General features: G+C 64.0%; 18 protein-coding genes. 2 read left to right on the forward strand and 16 right to left on the reverse strand.

Annotated features, from left to right (window positions below; genetic code table 11):
* Positions 1-103 precede the first annotated feature (103 nt).
* From N7568_RS19060 to N7568_RS19075, 4 genes are all read right to left on the reverse strand, one after another.
* Positions 104-496 (reverse strand): universal stress protein, encoded by a 393-nt coding sequence (locus N7568_RS19060; RefSeq protein WP_207596209.1) that lies wholly within the window; start codon positions 494-496, stop codon positions 104-106.
* A 66-nt stretch (positions 497-562) separates the two neighbouring features.
* Positions 563-2,164 (reverse strand): tripartite tricarboxylate transporter permease, encoded by a 1,602-nt coding sequence (locus tag N7568_RS19065; RefSeq protein WP_261611353.1) that lies wholly within the window; start codon positions 2,162-2,164, stop codon positions 563-565.
* The gene (locus tag N7568_RS19070) at positions 2,164-2,667 is read right to left on the reverse strand and encodes a tripartite tricarboxylate transporter TctB family protein (protein ID WP_261611354.1); all 504 of its coding nucleotides are present in this window, start codon (positions 2,665-2,667) and stop codon (positions 2,164-2,166) included. The genes N7568_RS19065 and N7568_RS19070 overlap by 1 nt, the downstream gene beginning before the upstream one ends.
* Positions 2,664-3,668 carry a Bug family tripartite tricarboxylate transporter substrate binding protein gene (locus tag N7568_RS19075; protein WP_261611355.1) on the reverse strand — a complete coding sequence of 335 codons (1,005 nt, stop codon included), beginning with the start codon at positions 3,666-3,668 and terminating at the stop codon, positions 2,664-2,666. Before N7568_RS19075 ends, N7568_RS19070 begins: the two co-directional genes overlap by 4 nt.
* A 282-nt stretch (positions 3,669-3,950) precedes the next feature.
* Here N7568_RS19075 and N7568_RS19080 point away from each other — a divergent pair, with 282 nt between their 5' ends.
* Positions 3,951-5,549, forward strand: a complete 1,599-nt coding sequence (locus tag N7568_RS19080) for a sensor histidine kinase (RefSeq protein WP_261611525.1) — start codon at positions 3,951-3,953, stop codon at positions 5,547-5,549.
* Positions 5,546-6,214 (forward strand): response regulator, encoded by a 669-nt coding sequence (locus N7568_RS19085; RefSeq protein ID WP_261611356.1) that lies wholly within the window; start codon positions 5,546-5,548, stop codon positions 6,212-6,214. The genes N7568_RS19080 and N7568_RS19085 overlap by 4 nt, the downstream gene beginning before the upstream one ends.
* A gap of 235 nt (positions 6,215-6,449) precedes the next feature.
* Here the strand turns inward: N7568_RS19085 and N7568_RS19090 are convergent, their stop codons facing one another.
* From N7568_RS19090 to N7568_RS19145, 12 genes are all read right to left on the reverse strand, one after another.
* Complete coding sequence (locus tag N7568_RS19090; protein ID WP_261611357.1) at positions 6,450-6,926, reverse strand: heme-degrading domain-containing protein; 477 nt, start codon at positions 6,924-6,926, stop codon at positions 6,450-6,452.
* Positions 6,927-6,929: 3 nt separating this feature from the next.
* On the reverse strand, positions 6,930-7,952 hold the full coding sequence (locus N7568_RS19095; RefSeq protein ID WP_261611358.1) for a Gfo/Idh/MocA family protein: 1,023 nt from the start codon (positions 7,950-7,952) through the stop codon (positions 6,930-6,932).
* 4 nt (positions 7,953-7,956) lie between these two features.
* The gene (locus N7568_RS19100; RefSeq protein WP_261611359.1) at positions 7,957-8,874 is read right to left on the reverse strand and encodes a TolB family protein; all 918 of its coding nucleotides are present in this window, start codon (positions 8,872-8,874) and stop codon (positions 7,957-7,959) included.
* A gap of 12 nt (positions 8,875-8,886) precedes the next feature.
* Positions 8,887-9,888: a sugar phosphate isomerase/epimerase family protein gene (locus tag N7568_RS19105; RefSeq protein ID WP_261611360.1), complete on the reverse strand. Its 1,002-nt coding sequence runs from the start codon at positions 9,886-9,888 to the stop codon at positions 8,887-8,889.
* A gap of 1 nt (position 9,889) precedes the next feature.
* Positions 9,890-11,089, reverse strand: a complete 1,200-nt coding sequence (locus N7568_RS19110; RefSeq protein WP_261611361.1) for a Gfo/Idh/MocA family protein — start codon at positions 11,087-11,089, stop codon at positions 9,890-9,892.
* Between the two features lie 21 nt (positions 11,090-11,110).
* A complete protein-coding gene (locus tag N7568_RS19115) occupies positions 11,111-12,232 on the reverse strand; it encodes a Gfo/Idh/MocA family protein (RefSeq protein WP_261611362.1) in 1,122 nt (373 codons plus the stop codon).
* Positions 12,229-12,990 carry a sugar phosphate isomerase/epimerase family protein gene (locus N7568_RS19120; RefSeq protein ID WP_261611363.1) on the reverse strand — a complete coding sequence of 254 codons (762 nt, stop codon included), beginning with the start codon at positions 12,988-12,990 and terminating at the stop codon, positions 12,229-12,231. Before N7568_RS19120 ends, N7568_RS19115 begins: the two co-directional genes overlap by 4 nt.
* A 57-nt stretch (positions 12,991-13,047) precedes the next feature.
* A complete protein-coding gene (locus N7568_RS19125) occupies positions 13,048-13,941 on the reverse strand; it encodes a carbohydrate ABC transporter permease (RefSeq protein ID WP_261611364.1) in 894 nt (297 codons plus the stop codon).
* Positions 13,941-14,903 carry a carbohydrate ABC transporter permease gene (locus N7568_RS19130; protein WP_261611365.1) on the reverse strand — a complete coding sequence of 321 codons (963 nt, stop codon included), beginning with the start codon at positions 14,901-14,903 and terminating at the stop codon, positions 13,941-13,943. Before N7568_RS19130 ends, N7568_RS19125 begins: the two co-directional genes overlap by 1 nt.
* 13 nt (positions 14,904-14,916) lie before the next feature.
* A complete protein-coding gene (locus tag N7568_RS19135) occupies positions 14,917-16,245 on the reverse strand; it encodes an ABC transporter substrate-binding protein (RefSeq protein WP_261611366.1) in 1,329 nt (442 codons plus the stop codon).
* A 115-nt stretch (positions 16,246-16,360) separates the two neighbouring features.
* Positions 16,361-17,161 (reverse strand): hypothetical protein, encoded by an 801-nt coding sequence (locus N7568_RS19140; protein WP_261611367.1) that lies wholly within the window; start codon positions 17,159-17,161, stop codon positions 16,361-16,363.
* Positions 17,158-18,261: a Gfo/Idh/MocA family protein gene (locus N7568_RS19145; RefSeq protein WP_261611368.1), complete on the reverse strand. Its 1,104-nt coding sequence runs from the start codon at positions 18,259-18,261 to the stop codon at positions 17,158-17,160. The genes N7568_RS19140 and N7568_RS19145 overlap by 4 nt, the downstream gene beginning before the upstream one ends.
* Between the last annotated feature and the right edge of the window lie 179 nt (positions 18,262-18,440).

Here is an 18,440-nt window from a genome sequence, read left to right on the forward strand (position 1 = left end):
CGTGCCGCCGCACCCCCGGGCTTTGGGGGGCGGCTCCCCCGCCTGCCCGCGCCCGCGGGGGGCGGTACACCAGGGGCCCCCCCCGCCGTCGTGATTCCTGAAGTCAGTCCGCTTTGACCGCCAACACGGGGCAGTCCGCCTCCAACAGGATCCGCTGGGAGACGCTGCCCATGATGAGCTTGCCCACCGGGCTGCGGCGCCGAAGGCCGATAACGATCAGGGCTGCGTCGTTTTCGTCGGCGGCGTCCAGGACTTCGGCAGCTGCATCATGGCCGCGGATCGGCTGCTTGATGATGTGCTGGATGCCCTGCTCGGCAAGGCGCTCCTCGATGCTCTGGATGTCCGGTTCCTGGGCGTACCGGTTGTCCACCAAGGCGTCGCCCTTGGACGAGTTGATGACCAACAGGGTGTCGTTGCTCTTTTTGGCCTCGGCGATGGCCTGCGTCAACGCCGCTTCGCCTTCTGGTGTGGGGACGTATCCCACCACGATGGTCATGGTTTCTCCTGATTGTGCCGGTTGTACTTGTTGTTAGGGAGGCGGCTGGCCTTGCCAGGCGCCAGGCTAGCCGTCGCCGTCACCGTCCACCGTTCCGTCCGCGCGATGGCTGCCATGGCTCACGCCGCCGGCTTCCCTCGGGACAGTCGCCCCGGAATTACCCGGGATCGATGTGGCTGGCACTGGACGGTTGCGGCGGATGAGCTTGAAGATGAACGGCCAGGCCAGGATGATCGCCACGATGATGTAGACCACGATCGCGATGGGTTCGCTGAAGAGGCCTGCGGGGTCGCCGGCACTCAACTGCAACGTCTTGCGAAGCTGGCCTTCGATGCGCGGGCCCAGAATGACACCAAGGATCAGCGGCAGGACCGGAAGTCCGAAGCGCCGCATCATGAATCCCAGGGCGCCGAGTATTAGGAGGATTACCAAGTCGAAGGCCTGCAGGTTGACCGAGTAGGCGCCCAGCGTGGCGAAGAACAGGATGCCTGCGTAGAGGTACGGACGGGGGAGCTGCAACAGCTTGGCCCAAACCGGTGCCAGGGGCAGGTTGATGAGCAGCAGCAGGAAGTTGCCGATGAAGAGGCTGGCGATCAACGCCCAGACCAAAGGGCCCTGGCTCGAGAACAATTGTGGGCCTGGCTGGATGCCGTAGGACGTGAAGGCCGCGAGCATGACGGCGGCTGTTGCGTTGGTGGGCAGGCCGAGGGCGAGCATCGGAGTCAGTGTTCCGGCGGCGGCCGCGTTGTTGGCCGCCTCGGGTCCGGCGACGCCTTCGATGGCGCCCTTGCCGAACTCCTCCGGGTGCTTGCTGAGCCGTTTCTCCGTGACGTAGGAGAGGAACGTGGGGATCTCCGCACCACCGGCGGGCAGTGCACCGAACGGGAAACCGAAAGCTGTGCCACGCAACCAGGGCTTCCAGGAACGGGACCAGTCCTTCTTGCCCATCCATGGACGGCCTACGGGAATGATGTGCAAGGGAGTCCGGCGCAGGTGGGCGGCAACCCAGAGGGCTTCACCGACTGCGAAGATCGCGACAGCAACCACCACAATGTCCAGACCGTCCACCAGCAGTGGCTGGCCAAAGGTCAGGCGGCGTTGGCCGGTCACCGAATCGATGCCCACCAGTCCGATCGCCAGGCCCAAGGCCAGTGAGGCGAAGCCGCGGAGCCTGGACGAGCCCAGGACAGCGGTCACCGCAAGCAGGGCGAGGACCATGATGGCGAAGTAGCTGGGAGCACCCAGGCTGACGGCGAATTGCACCACAATGGGCGCGAACACTGCCAGCAGCGCGGTGCCGATGGTACCGGCGATGAAGGAACCGATGGCCGCGGTAGCAAGTGCTTGTGCAGCCCTGCCCGCCTTGGCCATCTTGTTGCCTTCGATGGCCGTCACCACTGACGACGATTCACCCGGGGTGTTCAGCAGGATGGAGGTGGTGGAACCGCCGAACATGCCGCCGTAGTAGATGCCGGCGAACATGATGAAGGCGCTGGTGGGCTCCAAGGCAGCGGTCACCGGAAGCAGCAGTGCCACGGTCATGGCCGGACCCAGCCCGGGAAGAACGCCGACGGCGGTGCCCAACAGGACGCCGATCACGGCGAACAGGAGGTTCATGGGGGTCAGGGCGGTGGCGAAACCGTCCATCAAGGAGGACCAGACATCCATTAGAGGATTCCTTCCAGGAGCCCGGCAGGCAGGGCGATGCCCAGGCCGAGGTAGAAGCCGTAGAAGGTCAACAAGGCCAGGGCGACGGAAATGAGGAAGTCCCGAATGTAGCGGCGGCTGCCCAGTGCCAGGACGCTGCCCCAGAACAGGACGGTGCCGGAGATGACCCAGCCTGCCCAGTCGATGAGCAGGATGTTGAGAATGAACGCACCGGCCAAGGGGAGGACGGTCTTCCAGTCCGCAGGGTGGGCCAGGTCAACGTCTTCGCCGCCTTCGGCTTCACCTTTTCCGCCCCGCAGGACGTTGATGGCCAACAGGATGGCGCAGACGATCAGCAGGCCGGAAACAATGAACGGAACAGTCTTCGGGCCCACCGGGTCGGACTGGGAGTACGGGGTCACCAGGCCGTTCGCGTCCAGGAAGACCAGGACGCCCACCGCGCCGAGCAGGAGGGCTACCCCCAGCTCGGCGCGGCCTTTAAGGCCTGTGGCTATGGAGCTCACGCCAACCCGAGCTTGGTGAGGACATCCGCCACCCGCTTGTCCTGATCGGTCAGGAACGTCTTGAACTCGTCGCCGGTAACGAAAGCATCAGACCAGCTGTGGGTCTTGAGTGCTTCCTTCCAGCCAGCGGAGGCGTGCATCTTCTCAAGGGCCGCGATCAAGGACTTCTTGTCGTCCTCGCTGATGCCCGGAGGGGCCACAATACCGCGCCAGTTGGTGAAGACCAGGTCAATGTTGGATTCCTTCAGCGTAGGTGCGTCCACGCCGTCCAAACGGTTCTCGCCGCTGGTTGCCAGGACCCGGATCTCGCCGGACTTGATCTGCTGCAGGTACTCGCCGGCGCCGGAAGCAGCGAAGCCGAGCTTGTTGCCGAGGATGGCGGGGAGGAGATCGCCACCGCCGTCGTAGGAGACAAAGTTGACCTTGGTGGCGTCAATGCCTACAGCACCGGCCAACTGCATCGGCAGGAGGTGGTCCGGGCCGCCTGGCGAGGAACCGCCACCCACCGCGATGGAGCCCGGGTTGGCCTTCCAAGCCTTCACCAGATCATCAATGGTCTTGTACGGGGAGTCCTTGCTGACCATGATGGCGCCGGGCTCCTCGATGAGCTTTGCCAACGGAGTGGTCTCGGTCAGCTTCGACTCCGACTTGTTGGTGTAGCTGGCACCCACAACGCCCAAGCCCATGAGCATGGTGAGGTCGCCGTTGCCCTTTTCATTAACGATGCGGGCGAGGCCGACCGTGCCGCCGGCGCCTGCAAGGTTGAACACCTCGGTGTTGGTGGAGATCTTCTCGTCGTCCAGTACCTTGGCGGCTGCCCGTGCCGTGGTGTCGTAGCCGCCACCGGGAGTGTTCGGAACCATGATCTGGAGTCCGGTGATGGGTCCTGCTGCGCCGGTGCTGTCAGAACCGGTGGACTTACCTGTGGCACCGCAGCCGGTGGCCATCAGGGCGATGCCGGCGGCGACGGCGGCGACTCGCAATGCGCGGATCTGGCGCATGGTGTTCCTCTTCTCATCATTGAAAATACGGTGCAGGGCGATCAGCGTTGTGCCCCGTTCCTTTGATGCTAGGTGCGTACGTGACGACCATCACTCTTGTGTTCGCAGTGATCTTTAAGTTCATTGCGTTCACGGGTTTTAGCCGTCTGAGCTGGTCTTCCGTGACGCTGGGGTATAGTTCCGATACGCCACGGGGGAAGCTGTTGTCCGCCCCCCGCTCACTGGCACCACCAAAGGAACCCAGCAGTGACACGACTGACTCGACTGGCTCAAAGAAGAGGCATGTCCTTGGCAGGGCAGTACCTTGTGCTGCAGTTGCTCATTGTCCTGGCCGTCCTTGTGGCCGTGGTCGCGATTTCACTGGCACAGTCGGCCGCCGCCTTTGAGCGGACAGAGGGGCGCCGGGCGTTATCCGCAGCTGAGGCACTGGGCAACAACCCCACAGTGCGTGCCCTGCTGCCTGCCGCCGAGCCTCGCGTTGGTTCAGCACTCCCTGCCGTAGCCGAATCTGTTCGCACCGTTTCGGGATCTGCCCACGTAGCCCTCGCGAAGCTTGACGGCACGGTAGTGGCGTCGTCAGATCCCAGCCTGGTTGGTCAACCGCTGCCACTCGGTGAGAGCCGCGTCATGGAAGGCAGGGCGTGGACCGGGGTTTTGCCAGGCAGCGGAGGCGCCGTGCTCTCTGCCCACGTCCCTGTCCTGGACGACTCCGGAACAATGATCGGCATCGCCTCCATCAGCCGCAATTATCCGTCCACCATCGAGCGCCTGGGCGATGCCGTTCCCAATCTGCTCACGTACCTGGGCGTGGCCAGCATCCTGGGCGTCGCGGGGTCCCTCTTGCTATCCCGCCGCGTCAAACGGCAGACCCTCGGCATGGAACCCCGGGAAATCACCGGGCTCGTGGAGAACCGCGAAGCAATGCTGCAGGGGCTGAAGGAAGGCGTGGTGGCGCTGGATCCCCACGAGCGCATCACCGTGGCCAACCAGAGCGCCCGCCAACTCCTTGGACTACCGGCGGATTGCGTGGGGAAGAAGCTGCGATCCCTCCACGTGGACCCGGCCCTGAAAACCGTCCTCACCCGTGAGCAGTCCGACCCTGACCAGCTGGTGCTCGTGGGGGAACGGCTGGTGGTCATGAACCGCGTTGCCCTTCGATCCCACGGACGCGACATTGGCTCGGTGACAACGCTGAGGGACCGGACCGAGTTGTCGTCCTTGGAGAGCGAACTCGGAGCCACCCGCACCGTCACCGACACCCTGCGGGCACAAGCCCACGAGTTCGCCAACCAGCTCCACGTCATTTCCGGTCTCATCCAGATCGGCGAATACGATTCCGTGGTCCAGTTCGTCAACGGTGCCACCGTGGACCGCACGCGGCTCAACGACGACGTCACCAGCCGCATCGAGGACCCGGCGCTCGCCGCCCTGCTGATAGCCAAGGCCAGCCTTGCCACTGAGCGGGGTGTGGAGTTGCAGCTTGATCCGCAGTCGGGGCTTCCACGGGTGGGCGAAGAACTTTCCAGAGACCTCACCACCGTAGTGGGCAACCTGGTGGATAACGCGTTCGACGCCGTTACCGGCCGCGCCGGGGCATCGGTGCGCGTGCTCGTTGTTGTTTCACAGGACGAGGTCACAGTCACCGTCCGGGACAACGGTCCCGGTGTGCCTTCCGGCTCCGCAGAGGACATTTTCCGGCAGGGTTTCTCCACGAAGGACCCCGGGCCGGGCGATGCGCGGGGATTTGGATTGGCGTTGTCCCGGGTGATCTGCCGGCGGTCCGGAGGCGACCTTTCGGTGTCCAACGACAACGGGGCTGTGTTCACCGCGCGGTTCAGCAAGCGGGATTCAGACTCAGGCAAAGGGGCAAAGCGGCCGTGATCAAGGTACTGATTGTTGACGACGACTTCATGGTGGCCAAGGTCCATGCAGGGTTCATCCAACGGACGCCAGGTTTCGGGGTGGTTGGCGTGGCGCACACAGGGGCCCAGGCCTTGGTGGAAACCGAGCGACTGCAACCAGACCTGGTGCTGTTGGACATCCATCTCCCGGACATCAACGGGTTGGACCTCATGCACCAGCTCCGGGATGTTGCCCCTGACCTTGATGTCCTGGTGATCAGCGCAGCCCGTGAAGTGGAAACAGTACGGAAAGCCCTGCGCGGTGGGATCGTCCACTACCTGATCAAGCCGTTCTCCCAGTCGGACCTTCAGGAACGGCTGGAACACTACCTCAGCGCCTACCAAGGCCTCGACGCGTCCAAGGTAGAGGCCGAGCAGTCCGATGTGAACCGCGTCTTCGGGCTGGGCGTTTCCGAGCGGACACTGCCCAAGGGCTGCAGCGTTGAGACGCTCGAATTGGTTGAATCGGCGCTGAAGTCAGCGCAGGGTGACCTTTCCGCAGCGGAGCTGGCCGAGCAGCTCGGGACCTCCAGGGTGAGTGCCCGCCGCTACCTGGAGTACCTCCACGACGAGGGGGCGCTGGAGGTCAGACTCAAGTACGGCGTCGGACGCCCTGAAAGACGCTACGTGTTGAAGGGGCGGTAAAAGGCACCGTGCGTAGACACTCGAACTTTTACCGCTGGAAGTAGTCTCGCAAGCCAGGAATGGCGAAGTCCGGCTCTTCCCACAAGATCCGGAGGAGTGGCCCCGGCTGTTGGCTTGAAAGGATTCTGCACGGAACCTCGCAGGTGAAAGTAGGTGAAACTGGTGAAAGAGGTGAAACTTGCGTCGGCCTACCATCGCCTGACACTCCCCGAGCACGGCCAGCCGCGGTAGTGCTCTAAACCCCCACCGTCTTCAGATAGCTCCGAATCCCGTCAACCACCAGCTGGTGGTCCTCATCCGATGCCAGCCCGGACGCCGTGATTGCTCCGATGACACCTGCTCCACGGACGCGGATGGGGAAGGAGCCACCAGCCAAGGTGTAGTCCTCGTGCGCGAGCCAGCCGCCACCAATAGGACTGTGTCCTCGGGCGGAGAATTCCTCGGACAACAATGCCGTGCTGTGCTCGAACCGCAGCACCGACGCTGACTTCCGGCGGATCCACTCTTCCTGGTCCGAGGTTGCACCGGGCAGGACGCAACGGAAGAGCACGAGGTTGTGCCGGCGGATGTCGATCGCAACCCCGAACTCCGAGGCGATGGCGTGGTTGGCGATCAGCGAACCGAGCCGCCAGGCGTCGTGGTTGTCAAAGCTTGCGAAGACGAGCTCTTCTTCCTGCTGGCGGAGCTCGGCGAGCCGCGGTGAATCAGTCATTGTTCATTTCCCTTCCACTGCAGCGTCAGCTTCGTAGCTCAACCCGATCTGCCTCCGGATCTCGTCCATGGCAGCCATGATGGCCACGCTCTCGGCCGGGGGAAGGATGGTTCCAGCGGTCTCTCCTGCGCGGATCAGGCGTTCCAGTTCAGCAGCTTGGAACTGCATTCCACGGCTGCCGACCGGCTGGTCATACCGTTCAACAACGCTGCCATCAACGGCATGAACCGTGAAAGGAACCGGGTTGTACCAGGTGTGCTCGATGTCGATCCAGCCGTTGGTCCCGATCACCATGGCACGGTTGGCGCTGGCAGCGTCGAGCTCACAATCAACAAGCGCCTGGGCGCCGTTGGCGTACTCGAAGATCGCAGCGGTCTGCCGGTCGACGCCGGTCGCGGACATGGAGGCGCTGGCCCGGATTGCGGCCGGGGTGCCCAGGATGTCGAACGCGAAGGAGATCGGGTAGATGCCCAGGTCCAGCAGCGCTCCGCCGCCGAGCGCGGGATCGTTGAGCCGGTGGGCAGGGTCCTGGGGAAGGCTCTGGTTATGGCTGGCCACCACCTTGCGGACCTCCCCGATGGTGCCGGCAGCAATGATGTCGCGAATGCGGATCATGTGCGGGAGGAACCGGGTCCACATCGCTTCCAGGGCCACGAGGCCTTTGGATTCGGCCAGGTCAACGATGTCCTGCGCTTCGCGGGCGTTCATGGTGAACGACTTCTCCACCAACACGTGCTTACCGGCATTCAGTGCCAACAACGCATTGGCATGGTGGAAGGGGTGCGGCGTGGCGATGTACACCACGTCAACCAGCGGATCCGCCACCAAATCTTCATAGCTGCCGTGCGCGGTGGCCACTCCGTGCTGGTCAGCGAAAGCCTTGCTGGAGTCCAGTGAGCGGGACCCCACAGCCTGCACGGCAAAGCCGTTCTCCTTCAGGTCCTGTGTTTGGAGCCCGGCAATGAAGCCGGTGCCGAGGATGCCCCAGCGGATCGTTCCGTCCGAGGTGCCATTGCTGAGGGTCACGTGCTTAGTCCTTTGCGGAATCTGGAATCGAGTTAGTGAGCGGGTACGCCACATACGCAAAGTGCGTCGAATCCGGCGACCAGCTGTTGACGTTGAGGGTACCTTGGCCGCCGAAGAGTGGCCATGTATGGAGGGGAGTGGTCCAGTCCTCGGTCGAAACAAGTACGACGACGACCGGAAGGTCAGCGGGGTGGCCCACAGTACCGCTGGGGAACTGGATGTAAGTGGCGTAGCGGCCATCGGGGGAAAGGTGCGGGAACCAGTCGACGGTATCGGACTCGAGGAGCCGCTCGAAGCCGCTGCCATCCACCTGTACCCGGGCCAGCTGGGCGTGGCCGGGAGCCTCCGTGAAGGACTCGGTGTTCAGGTAAAGCCACTTCCCATCGGGGGAGTACTCCGGCCCGTCGCAGTGACCGGACCCGACATCAACAACGCGGGCGGCAGCACCGCCGTCGGACGCTATGGTCCTGAGCTTGCCCGGCTGGGTAAAGTCGCCCGCCTTGATGGCAACATAGGCGAGTTCCTTGCCATCCGGGCTGACGCCGTGGAGGAAGTGGAAGGAACCGTCGTCGTCCGTGATCCTGGTGGCCGGTCCACCCTCCAACCGGGCACGGTAGATGTGGCCGTCGTTAGCGGACAGGAAGATGCCGGTCCCGTCCGGTGCCAGGACATGGTCGTTGTTAAGGTCGGGGACGCCGGCGAGGGGGACTTCCTTAGGTTCCCCACCGGCCAGGTCCAGCGTCCACAACTTCCCGGCTCCGTTGAGGACGAGTGCGGCGCCGTCGCCCGATCCCTTCGAAGCCAGGGTCCAGTTGGGTGCTTCGAGAAGCACGTCATCGGTGGAGTAGAGCAGCTCGGCGTGGCCGTTAACCGACGCGATCCACACCTCGCAGCTTTGGGCGGGTTGGAGGGTGCGGATCACGTCGGTCTTTTCCTAGTCTTTGCTGCTGAAGGCGGCGTCGAAGGAGGTCTGCGAGGCGGGGAAGTCGAACTTCTTCAGCGCCGCGAGGGCTTCGGGGGCGCCGTGGAGGCGGTCCATGCCGGCGTCTTCCCATTCAACGGAGATGGGTCCGTTGTAGCCGATGGCGGTCAGGGCACGGAAGGACGATTCCCAGGGCACGTCACCGCGCCCGGCGGAGACGAAGTCCCAGCCGCGGCGGGGGTCACCCCACGGCAGATGCGAGCCCATGACGGTGTTCCGGCCGGTGGGGCGCAGCTTGGTGTCCTTGCAGTCCACGTGGTAGATCCGGTCCTTGAAGTCCCAGATGAAGGAGACCGGGTCGATGCCCTGCCACATGAAGTGGGACGGGTCCCAGTTAAGGCCGAACGCTTCCCGGTGGCCGATCGCTTCGAGGGTCCGGACGGTGGTCCAGTAGTCGTAGGCGATCTCGCTCGGGTGGACTTCGTGGGCGAAACGGACCCCGCATTCGTCGAAGACGTCCAGGATGGGGTTCCAGCGGTCGGCGAAGTCCTGGTAGCCGGCCTCGATGACCTGCTCGGGGACGGGCGGGAACATCGCGACGTATTGCCAGATGGAGGAACCGGTGAACCCGACCACGGTGTCCACACCGAGCGCGCGGGCGAGGCGGGCGGTGTGTTTCATTTCCTCGGCGGCGCGTTGGCGGACTCCTTCGGGTTCCCCGTCGCCCCAGACCTTGGAGCCGACGATGGCTTCGTGGCGGAAGTCGATGGGGTCATCGCAGACGGCCTGGCCCTTGAGGTGGTTGGAGATGGCCCAGACCTTCAGGTTGTACTTCTCCAGGATGGCGAGTTTGGACTCGACGTAGCCGGGTTCGTCCCAGCGCCAGGCGTCCAGGTGGTCTCCGGAGACGGCGATTTCCAGGCCGTCGTAGCCCCAGCCCGAGGCAAGGCGCGCGACTTCCTCGAAGGGGAGGTCGGCCCACTGGCCGGTGAACAGGGTGAACGGGCGGGGCATGTCAGGCTCCTTCAGTGGTGGTGTGAAGTTGGATCAGTGAGCTTTTGGCGGCCGCGGATTCTTCCACGGCTGCGAGGATGTGCTGGACGGTGAGGCCTTCCTCGAACGACGGCGACGGCGCCTCACCGGCCGCAATGGCAGTCAGGAAGTCCCGGATCTGGTGCGTGAAGGTGTGTTCCCATCCGATGATGTGGCCCTGCGGCCACCACGCTTCCATGTAGGGGTGCTCGGGTTCATTGACCAGGATCCGCCGGAACCCCTGCTCGCGGACCGGCACGGTAGCGTCCATGAAGCCGAGTTCGTTCAGCGCTTCGAGGTCGAAGAGGATGGTGCCCTTGTCGCCGTAGATTTCGAGTTTGAGGGAGTTCTTCTGGCCCGTCGCCACACGGGAAACCTCAACTGAGGCGATTGCTCCGGAGGCGAGGGTCAGCGTGGCCCAGGCGGCGTCGTCGACCGTGACATCTTCGAGCCCGCTTGCGGAACCACTAGTGCCGGGGCGGCGGTCCACGAAGGTGTGCAGGCGGCCCGAGACTTCGGTGACGGCATCGCCCAAGAGGAACAGGACCTGGTCGATGGCGTGCGAGGCGATGTCGCCCAGCGCGCCGGAACCGGCGGTTTCCTTTCGGAGCCGCCAGGTCATGGGGGCTTCGGCGTCGGAGAGCCAGTCCTGCAGATAGGCTGCGCGGACGTGCCGGACGGTCCCGAGCCGTCCTTCGGCGATGAGTTCCTTGGCGAGGGCGAGGGCAGGGACGCGGCGGTAGTTGAAGCCGATCATCGACTGGACCCCGTTGGCCCGAGCGGAGGCGGCTGCGGCCACCATCAATTCGGCCTCGCCCAGGGTGTTGGCCAGCGGCTTCTCTACCAGCACGTGCTTGCCGGCCTCGAGAGCGGCGATGGCGATTTCGGCGTGCATCCAGCCCGGGGCGCAGATATCGATGATGTGGATGTCGTCGCGTTCAATCACGGAACGCCAGTCGGTGGCGGACTCTGCCCAGCCGTACTTGGCTGCTGCCTCGGCCACCTGGGTGGCGTCCCGGCCCACGAGCACTTTCTGCTCGAAGGCCGGGACGTCGAAGAAACTGGCCACGTTCCGCCACGCATTCGAGTGGGCCTTACCCATGAAGGCGTAGCCGATGGCGGCCACGCCGAGTGGTTGATGCGCCTGGGAAGGGTGGTCCGATGGGTGGGCGGGGGTGGTCATGTTCTTGTTCCTCGCTGATTCTTAGAGACTTGCTGTTTCGGGCGCCCAGTCCTCAGGGACGGCAGCCGAAGCAGGGGCGTTGCTGGTGACATCCACGAACGAGCCCGATTCCACGGACTCTGCGATCGAGACCATGCTGTCCAGCACGTGGTAGGCAAGGTCGCCCGTGGCCCGATGTGCAGTGCCGGAACGCAAGGCGCGGGCCATGTCCAGCACACCCAGGCCGCGGCCGTTGGCCGGCCCGGTGGCAGGGATGATCTCGGGTTCTTCCGCGCCGGGACGCCACAGCTTCAGGTCGCCGTCGAAATAGTTCGGATCCGGCAGGGACAGCGTAGCCTCCGAGCCGGTGATCTCCACGAATCCCATCCGCAGGCGCGGCGACTCAAACGAGAACACGCTGTGCGAGGACTGGCCGCCCTCGAACTGCGCCATCGCGGACACGTGCGTGGGGACCTCGACGGCGAATTCCTCGCCGGCTTTGGGACCGGAACCAATAATGCGGGTCGCCTTGGCCGAGGAGCCGACGGCGGCCACCTTGCGGATCGACCCAAAGGTCTGGATCAGTGCCGTGAGGTAGTACGGGCCCATGTCGAACAGCGGACCGGCACCGTGCTGGAACAGGAAAGCCGGGTTCGGGTGCCAGGATTCCGGGCCGGGGGTCTGGAACGTGGTCATGCCGGTCAGCGGAGTACCGATGTCGCCGCGCTCGATGATGCGGCGGGCTGTCTGCAGGCCAGCGCCCAGGAACGTGTCCGGGGCGGTGCCAAGGCGGATGCCGGCGGCGTCAGCGGCCTTGAGCAACCCAAGTCCGGACTCGCGATCCAACGAGAAGGGCTTCTCGGTCCAGACGTGCTTGCCTGCGTTGACTGCAGCCGTGGCCACCTCGACGTGCGCGGCCGGGATGGTCAGGTTGACGATGATTTCGACGTCGGGATGGTTCAGTGCCAGCTCAGGGGCACCGAACTCCGGGATGCCGTATTCCTTGGCGCGTGCCTCGGCGGCATCGACGAAGAGGTCGGCGATCACCAGGACCTTGACGTCAGGGAAGACTGTGAGGTTGTCCAGGTACTGCTTGCTGATGTTGCCCGCGCCGATGACTGCGACGCCCACAGGGCCTTTGCGGGTGGATGGTGCGAAGCTCATGCTTGCACTCCTTCGGCTGCCTCTGCGCTGGCTGCGGCGGTCAGGTAGTTCAGGCTTTCCGTGATGCCTTGGAAGATGTCGCCGGAGTAGTCGTCAAACTCCACCACACCTACTTCCAGGGACTTGGCAGCAGCGATGACGTCCAGCACAGGGATGGTGCCCTGGCCCGCGGGCTGCTGAGCCTTGGTATCGGTGTTGCCCGGGCCGTCCTTGATGTGGATGAGCTTCACGCGGTCACCCAGGCGGGCCAGGAGTTCCACGGGATCCTGGCCACCGACGGCAACCCAGTACGTGTCTACCTCGAGTACGAGCTCCGGATCCAGCAGTCCTTCGAAGTACTCCAGCGCGGTCGTGCCCTCGATGGTGGACTCCAGCTCCCAGGCGTGGTTGTGGTAACCCACACGGATGCCATACTCAGCACCCTTCTTCGCTGCGGCGTTGAGCTTGGCTGCCGTGCCCTGGATGGTTTCGGCGTCCTGCCAGTGCTCGGCCGGGAGGAAGGGGTCGATCACGGTGGTGATGCCCAGTTCCTTGGCGGCAGCGAAAATCGCGTCCTGGTCCTGTGACAGGAGCGGGGCGTGGCCGGAAGGAGCGGTCAGGCCGTTTTCCTTCAAAGCCTTGCCGAGTTCCTTGGCGGTGGCCACGAAGTTGTACGGTTCAACCTGCGTGTAGCCGATCTCGGCTACCTTCTTGATGGTTCCAGGCAGGTCCTCCTGGATGGCGTTGCGGAGGGTGTACAGCTGGAGTGAGTAAGACATTGGGTTCCTTTTCGGGAGTGGGTTTTCCGGGAATTCAGGGACTTGGCGCCAGTCTAGTTAGCGCCCGGCAAGGGAGCCACCGATTCCGCCGACGCTGAAGTACTTGTTCAGTGCGGCGAAGACGATGATGGGCGGGAGCATCATGACGACGGCGAGGGCCATCACGGATGTCCAGTCTGTGGCGTTTTGCTGGAAGAAGGATTGGACGCCCATGGGGAGCGTGAAAATCTCATTGGAGCGGAGGAACACGATGGCTACGAGGTAGTCGTTCCAGGCCAGCAGGAAGGCGAAGATCGCGGTGGAGAGGATTCCTGGCAGTGAGTTCCGCAGGACCACCTTCGTGAACGATCCAAACACGGAGCAGCCATCAATCCAGGAAGCTTCTTCGAGGCTGATGGGGATGGAGTCGAAGTAGGCGGCCATCATCCAGGTGGCCACGGTCATGGTGGAGCCGACGTAGATGATGGTGATTCCCAGCAGGTTGTCCACCAGGCCCATGCCCGCAAACAGGATGAACAGTGGGACCACCGAGGTGATGATCGGCAGGGACTGCATGACGAAGAGCAGCAGGGAGTATCCGGAGACGGCTTTGCTGCGGCCGCGGGAGAGGACGTAACCGGCGGGTGCGGCCACGGCCACGGAGACCACCACTGTGGAGAGTGTGGTGACCAGGCTGTTCTGCAACCAGGTGGCGGCGAGGGTTCCGTTGAAGACGTTGGCGAGATTCTCGAAGGTGAGCCCGGTGGCGGTGCTGTTGACGCCGGGCGTGAAGGCCAGGACCACGGTGACCATGATGGGGACCAGGACGATCACGGTGATGGCCAGGATCAGGACGAACCGCCACCAGCGTCCGCGCATGCCGGCTTCGGAGAGGACGCGGCGGGTCTTGCCCGTGTCGGTGATGCCGAGGGCTGGGCCGGATTCGGGGTGGGCGTGAAGTACTGCGCTCATTATTCGACGCTCGACTTTCGGATCTGGCGGTACAGGATGACGGAGATGACTACCAAGGTCATGGTCATGAGGAAGGCGATGGCCACGCCGGGGCCGGTGGCGAAGTCCTGGAAGACCGTGCGGTAGGCCAGTACCACCAAGGAGGTGGTGGCACTGACGGGACCGCCGCCAGTGAGCAGGTAAATGGTGGGGAAGTCATTGACGCAGAAGATCGTCATCAGGATCCACGAGATGTAAGTGGAACGGGCGATCAGCGGCAGGGTGATCTGGGTGAACTGCTGCCAGGGGGTGGCGCCGTCCATGCTGGCGGCTTCGTAGACGGTGGTGTCCACCGAGGCCAGGGCCGCGGAGATCATCATCATCATGAAGGGGAAGCTGACCCAGACCTTGAAGACCATGACGGTGATGGAGGCGAGTGTCGGATCTGCCAGGAACAGCGGGGTTCCCAGGCCGAGTCCACGGAAGATCGAGGGGATGAGGCTGTCCGGGGTGGCAACCAACCAGTTCCACGCGGTGGAGGAGACCACGATCGGCACCACCCACGGCAGGAGCAGCAGGACCTTGAAGGTGTTTCCTGCAGGGATCTTGGTCCTCAACAGCAGGGCCAGGCCCAAGCCAACCAGCCAGGAGCCGAAGACGCCAACAATCGTGAACCACAGTGTGAACTGTGCAGCTTTCCAGAACGCGGGGGAGGACAGGACGTTGGCGAAGTTCTCGCCGCCTACGAAGTTGCCCGTCTGGAGGAGGTCGCCGTCGTGGGTTGCCTGGACTGCGGCGTGAATCAGCGGGTAGCCGTGAATCAGGACCAGCAGGATCACGGAAGGAAGCAGGAGCCAGAAGAAGGTCCGGGTGGTCTGGGCGCTGAGCTTGCTCTTCCGTTTTCCCGGGGATGCCCCCGAGCCGCCGGGGGCGAGCCCCCGGCGGGCCCGGGACAGGCCTGATGTTGCAGTAGTTGATGACATGGCCAGTACCGTTCTACTTCTTCAGGACCGATTCGAGGCCGGACTGGAAAGCCTGCAGCGCGCTCTTGGCGTCTGCTGCCTGGCCGGTCAGGATCGACTGGCTGAACTGGTTCAATGCCTGGCCGCCGTCGAGGGCTGCGAGGTTGGCGTTGAGGGTGCTGCCCTGGGAAGCGAAGGTCTTGGCGATGGGCTGCCAGTCCTTGACGATCTTGACGTTATTGGGATCGTCGGCAAATTCAGGGATCTCGGTGATGGACTTGAACACGGGGAGGGCGGACATGAGCTTCTGCTTCCACAGTTCCTTGAGCTGGCCCAGGTAGTAGACCAGGAACTCTTCGGAAGCTTCCTGTGAGGGGGTGTTCTTGTACATCATGATGTTGTTCGGGAACACGATGGTGGCTTTGTCACCGTGCGGGCCGGTGATGGGGTCGGCCACCAGCAGGTCGCCTGAGGTATCGCCAACTCGCTGCGGCACGTTGACCTGGAACAGGCCGAAACCAGCCTTGCCGTCCTTCCACTGTGCGGACATGTTGTCAGTGGTGTAGCTGACGGCTGCGGGGTCCACGATGCCGTTGGAGACGAGTTCGCGGACGAATTCGATTGCCTCGACGTTGCGGTCGTTGAGCAGGTCCAGTTCGCCGTCCTTGTTCCAGACGCCGCCGCCGTTGTTGACCATCATCATGATCATGGAGTGGTTGCCGTAGTTGTTGCCTGAGCCTGCGCCGGTGGCGAAGCCGAACGCACCAAGCTTCTTCAATGCCTTGCCGGCTTCCAGCAGGGACGGCCAGTCGGTAGGCAGGGCCACGTTCGCCTTTTCGAACAGCGACTTCCGGTACCAGAACACGCGCATGTCCAGCTGCCACGGCACGGCGACATAGCCCTTGTCCGACTTGAACGGGTCCAGCACGCCGGGCAGGAAATCGTCGAACTGGCCATTCGACTTCAGCTTCTCAATGACCTTGTCCGCGTACGCGATTTGGCCCTGCTGCTCGAACTGGAAGGCCTGGAAACCGCCGCCGGTGGATACGGCAGGGCCGGTCTTGGACGCGATGGCCGAGGAGAACGTTTGGTAGAAGTTGTTCCACTGGATGATCTGGTAGTTGGCCTTGGCATTGTTCGCGCCGGAGAAGCCTTCGGCGATCTTCTTGGCGGAGTCGTTGTAGGCGGGCGTTGCCCATGGCATGTCCCAGAACTTGACGGTTCCACCAGCGCCACCGCCTCCGCCTTGGGTGGCCGAGCCGCCGCCACAGGCGGCGAGGAGCGGCACCGAGGCCGCTGCTGCCGTCAGGCCCAGGAAATTGCGGCGGGAGAAGGGACGGGTAGCTGCTGATTGAACATTCATAGTGATTCCTTTCGGGACCGGCAACGCGAATTTGGCGTTGGTCTTCCGGTCCAGCTCAACTTTGAGGAGGGCAAACGGATACTGAATGGCTGGGTAGTGCAGTTGTGGTGGTGATTCAGGTGAGGGTTGCGAGGGATTCCGACGTCGCGGCGAATCGCTGCAGGTCGGAGGGTTTGGTGCCGGCATCGAGGTGTTCCTTGAGCCGGCGCCACGTGGCGCGGTGAGCGGATTCGTAGATCGTCGGGAGAAGCAGTTCGCCCTGCGGTCCGGTGACCTTGACCATTGCCGGCCAGGCAGCATGCGGTTCCGGCAGCGCGACGCTGACGCCGCCGTCGTCGGTCAAGAGCGTGATGGTGACGCCAGCGGGCCGGGCGCCGCTCGCGATGCCCTGCAAGGCAACCGGCGCACCGTTGGCGAGCACCGCCGTTGACGTGTAACCGTGCGGTCCGCGGGCCAGGACCCTGAGCTTCCCCAACGGTCCCGTCACGCGTACGACGGCGGCAAGATGGTCCGCGAGCAAGTCGCCGGTGTCGGTTCCCACCGGAGCGGTGGCCACGGAGTCGAGGATGGCGGCGCGACCCACCATGGAACGGACTGCGTCCTCGGCGGCCGGGATGGCGGGGTTGGATGCCCAGCGCTGGTCGAGGACCACTGCCGCGCCGGCTTGTTGGGCCGCTGCCTGAAGTGAGTCGGTGTTCTCTGCTGCCGGGTTGACCACGACTACTCCGCGGGCGCCTGCGGTGACTGCTGTGGCAGCTTCCCCAGTCCAACCAGGCTGTCCTGCGATGACGACGACGTCGGCTGGGTTTTCGCCGACGGCCGGGCCGAAGGATTCGGGGAGGGAAGCCACGGCCAGCGCTACGGCGCCGGCTTCCCGGGCCTCAGGAGTGGCACGGACTGAGTATTGGCTGCTCATGCGTGGGCTCCTTCGGGGACGGAAGGCTGGGCTGCTTCCCGGGCTGCTTGCCCGGCATCGAGACTGGCAGCTGTGGCGTCGGCGATGTCCAAGGCGAAGGTGAGGTCGTCAATGAGGGTCTGCGCCGCGGGCGGCTGCTTGGCTCCTGTGGCGAGGGCGGCGAGTTCACGCCACTCTCCTTCGTAGCCGTTGTGATCGAAGGGGCCATGAACCGTGGTCCCGCTGCCACGGCTGAAGGTGGCCACGGCGGATCCTGCCTGTACATAGGAGGGGGTGAAGTCGATGCGGAGGGCGGCGTCGTCGGAGAAGGCCTCAAAGCTCCATTCGGGCTTCCAGGTGTTGTTCATGGCGGCGCGGAGCTCGATGGTCCGGGTGGGCGTCCGGAGCGAGATGACGTAGCCAAACGGCCGGACATGGCGTGCTTCCAGGACTTCGATGTCTTTGAAATCAGGGGTGAACCTCCGGATCAGGGGGAGGTCGTGGATGGCCAGGCCCATGATGCCTCCGCGGAGTGCGCCCTTGATGACCTCTGGGTCCGAGTAGTCCGGAGCGCTGCCAGCGGGCCGGGTGATGATCTCCGTTGCGAAGTCCTCAAACCTGGCGTTGGGAGGAAGGACGATCGAGGAGCGGATCGTGTGCGCCGTGCCGGTCAGGTCATCCCGGTTTTCCATGGCAGCGAGCCAGCCCGGATCGAAGGTGTGCATGGCGCCAACGATGATCGGAACTCCGGTTTCCTCGCTGACGGCGGAGATCCTTGCGGCTTCTTCGGCGTTCATGGCGAAGGGCTTCTCGCAGAGGACGGCCTTCTTGCCGGCGCGGCATGCGGCGATCACCTGTTCTGCGTGGAACTGGTGAGGGCTGCAGATGGCGACGATCTGGACGGCGGGGTCGCCCAGGAGGGCATCGATGCTGGTGCTGTGCGCGGCGCCAACGCGGGCTGCGACGGACTCAGCGACGGCGGCATCGACGTCCATGATGTGGCGGACGGTGAGGATGTCGCCCAAACGGGCGAGGGACGGCAAGTGGATGGCCTGGGTGACCGGGCCGGCGCCGAGGATGCCTACCCCCAAGGTGGGGGTGGCGTCAGTGTGGCTGGACAAGTTCAGTTACCTCTTCGTAAGCGGACTGGCTCTTGAGTGGAAGGGGAAATCGGTGCTGCGGTGACTCTTCATCGAGGGCTTGCTGTGCTGCTCATCACAACCTAGGGGGACTTTTGCCGAGCGTCAAGCAAAAGTTGGAATATTGCCGACAAACTTCTGTTGCATGACACGCATAAGCA

The organism is Paenarthrobacter aurescens (genome assembly GCF_025421775.1).
In the GTDB taxonomy this organism is placed as follows: domain Bacteria; phylum Actinomycetota; class Actinomycetes; order Actinomycetales; family Micrococcaceae; genus Arthrobacter; species Arthrobacter aurescens_B.

Coding starts and splice junctions, on each gene's coding strand:
- N7568_RS19060 (WP_207596209.1), bottom strand. CDS start 496: ATGACCATCGTGGTGGGATACGTCCCCACACCAGAAGGCGAAGCGGCG.
- N7568_RS19065 (WP_261611353.1), bottom strand. CDS start 2,164: ATGGATGTCTGGTCCTCCTTGATGGACGGTTTCGCCACCGCCCTGACC.
- N7568_RS19075 (WP_261611355.1), bottom strand. CDS start 3,668: ATGCGCCAGATCCGCGCATTGCGAGTCGCCGCCGTCGCCGCCGGCATC.
- N7568_RS19080 (WP_261611525.1), top strand. CDS start 3,951: ATGTCCTTGGCAGGGCAGTACCTTGTGCTGCAGTTGCTCATTGTCCTG.
- N7568_RS19090 (WP_261611357.1), bottom strand. CDS start 6,926: ATGACTGATTCACCGCGGCTCGCCGAGCTCCGCCAGCAGGAAGAAGAG.
- N7568_RS19105 (WP_261611360.1), bottom strand. CDS start 9,888: ATGCCCCGCCCGTTCACCCTGTTCACCGGCCAGTGGGCCGACCTCCCC.
- N7568_RS19110 (WP_261611361.1), bottom strand. CDS start 11,089: ATGACCACCCCCGCCCACCCATCGGACCACCCTTCCCAGGCGCATCAA.
- N7568_RS19115 (WP_261611362.1), bottom strand. CDS start 12,232: ATGAGCTTCGCACCATCCACCCGCAAAGGCCCTGTGGGCGTCGCAGTC.
- N7568_RS19120 (WP_261611363.1), bottom strand. CDS start 12,990: ATGTCTTACTCACTCCAGCTGTACACCCTCCGCAACGCCATCCAGGAG.
- N7568_RS19125 (WP_261611364.1), bottom strand. CDS start 13,941: ATGAGCGCAGTACTTCACGCCCACCCCGAATCCGGCCCAGCCCTCGGC.
- N7568_RS19130 (WP_261611365.1), bottom strand. CDS start 14,903: ATGTCATCAACTACTGCAACATCAGGCCTGTCCCGGGCCCGCCGGGGG.
- N7568_RS19135 (WP_261611366.1), bottom strand. CDS start 16,245: ATGAATGTTCAATCAGCAGCTACCCGTCCCTTCTCCCGCCGCAATTTC.
- N7568_RS19140 (WP_261611367.1), bottom strand. CDS start 17,161: ATGAGCAGCCAATACTCAGTCCGTGCCACTCCTGAGGCCCGGGAAGCC.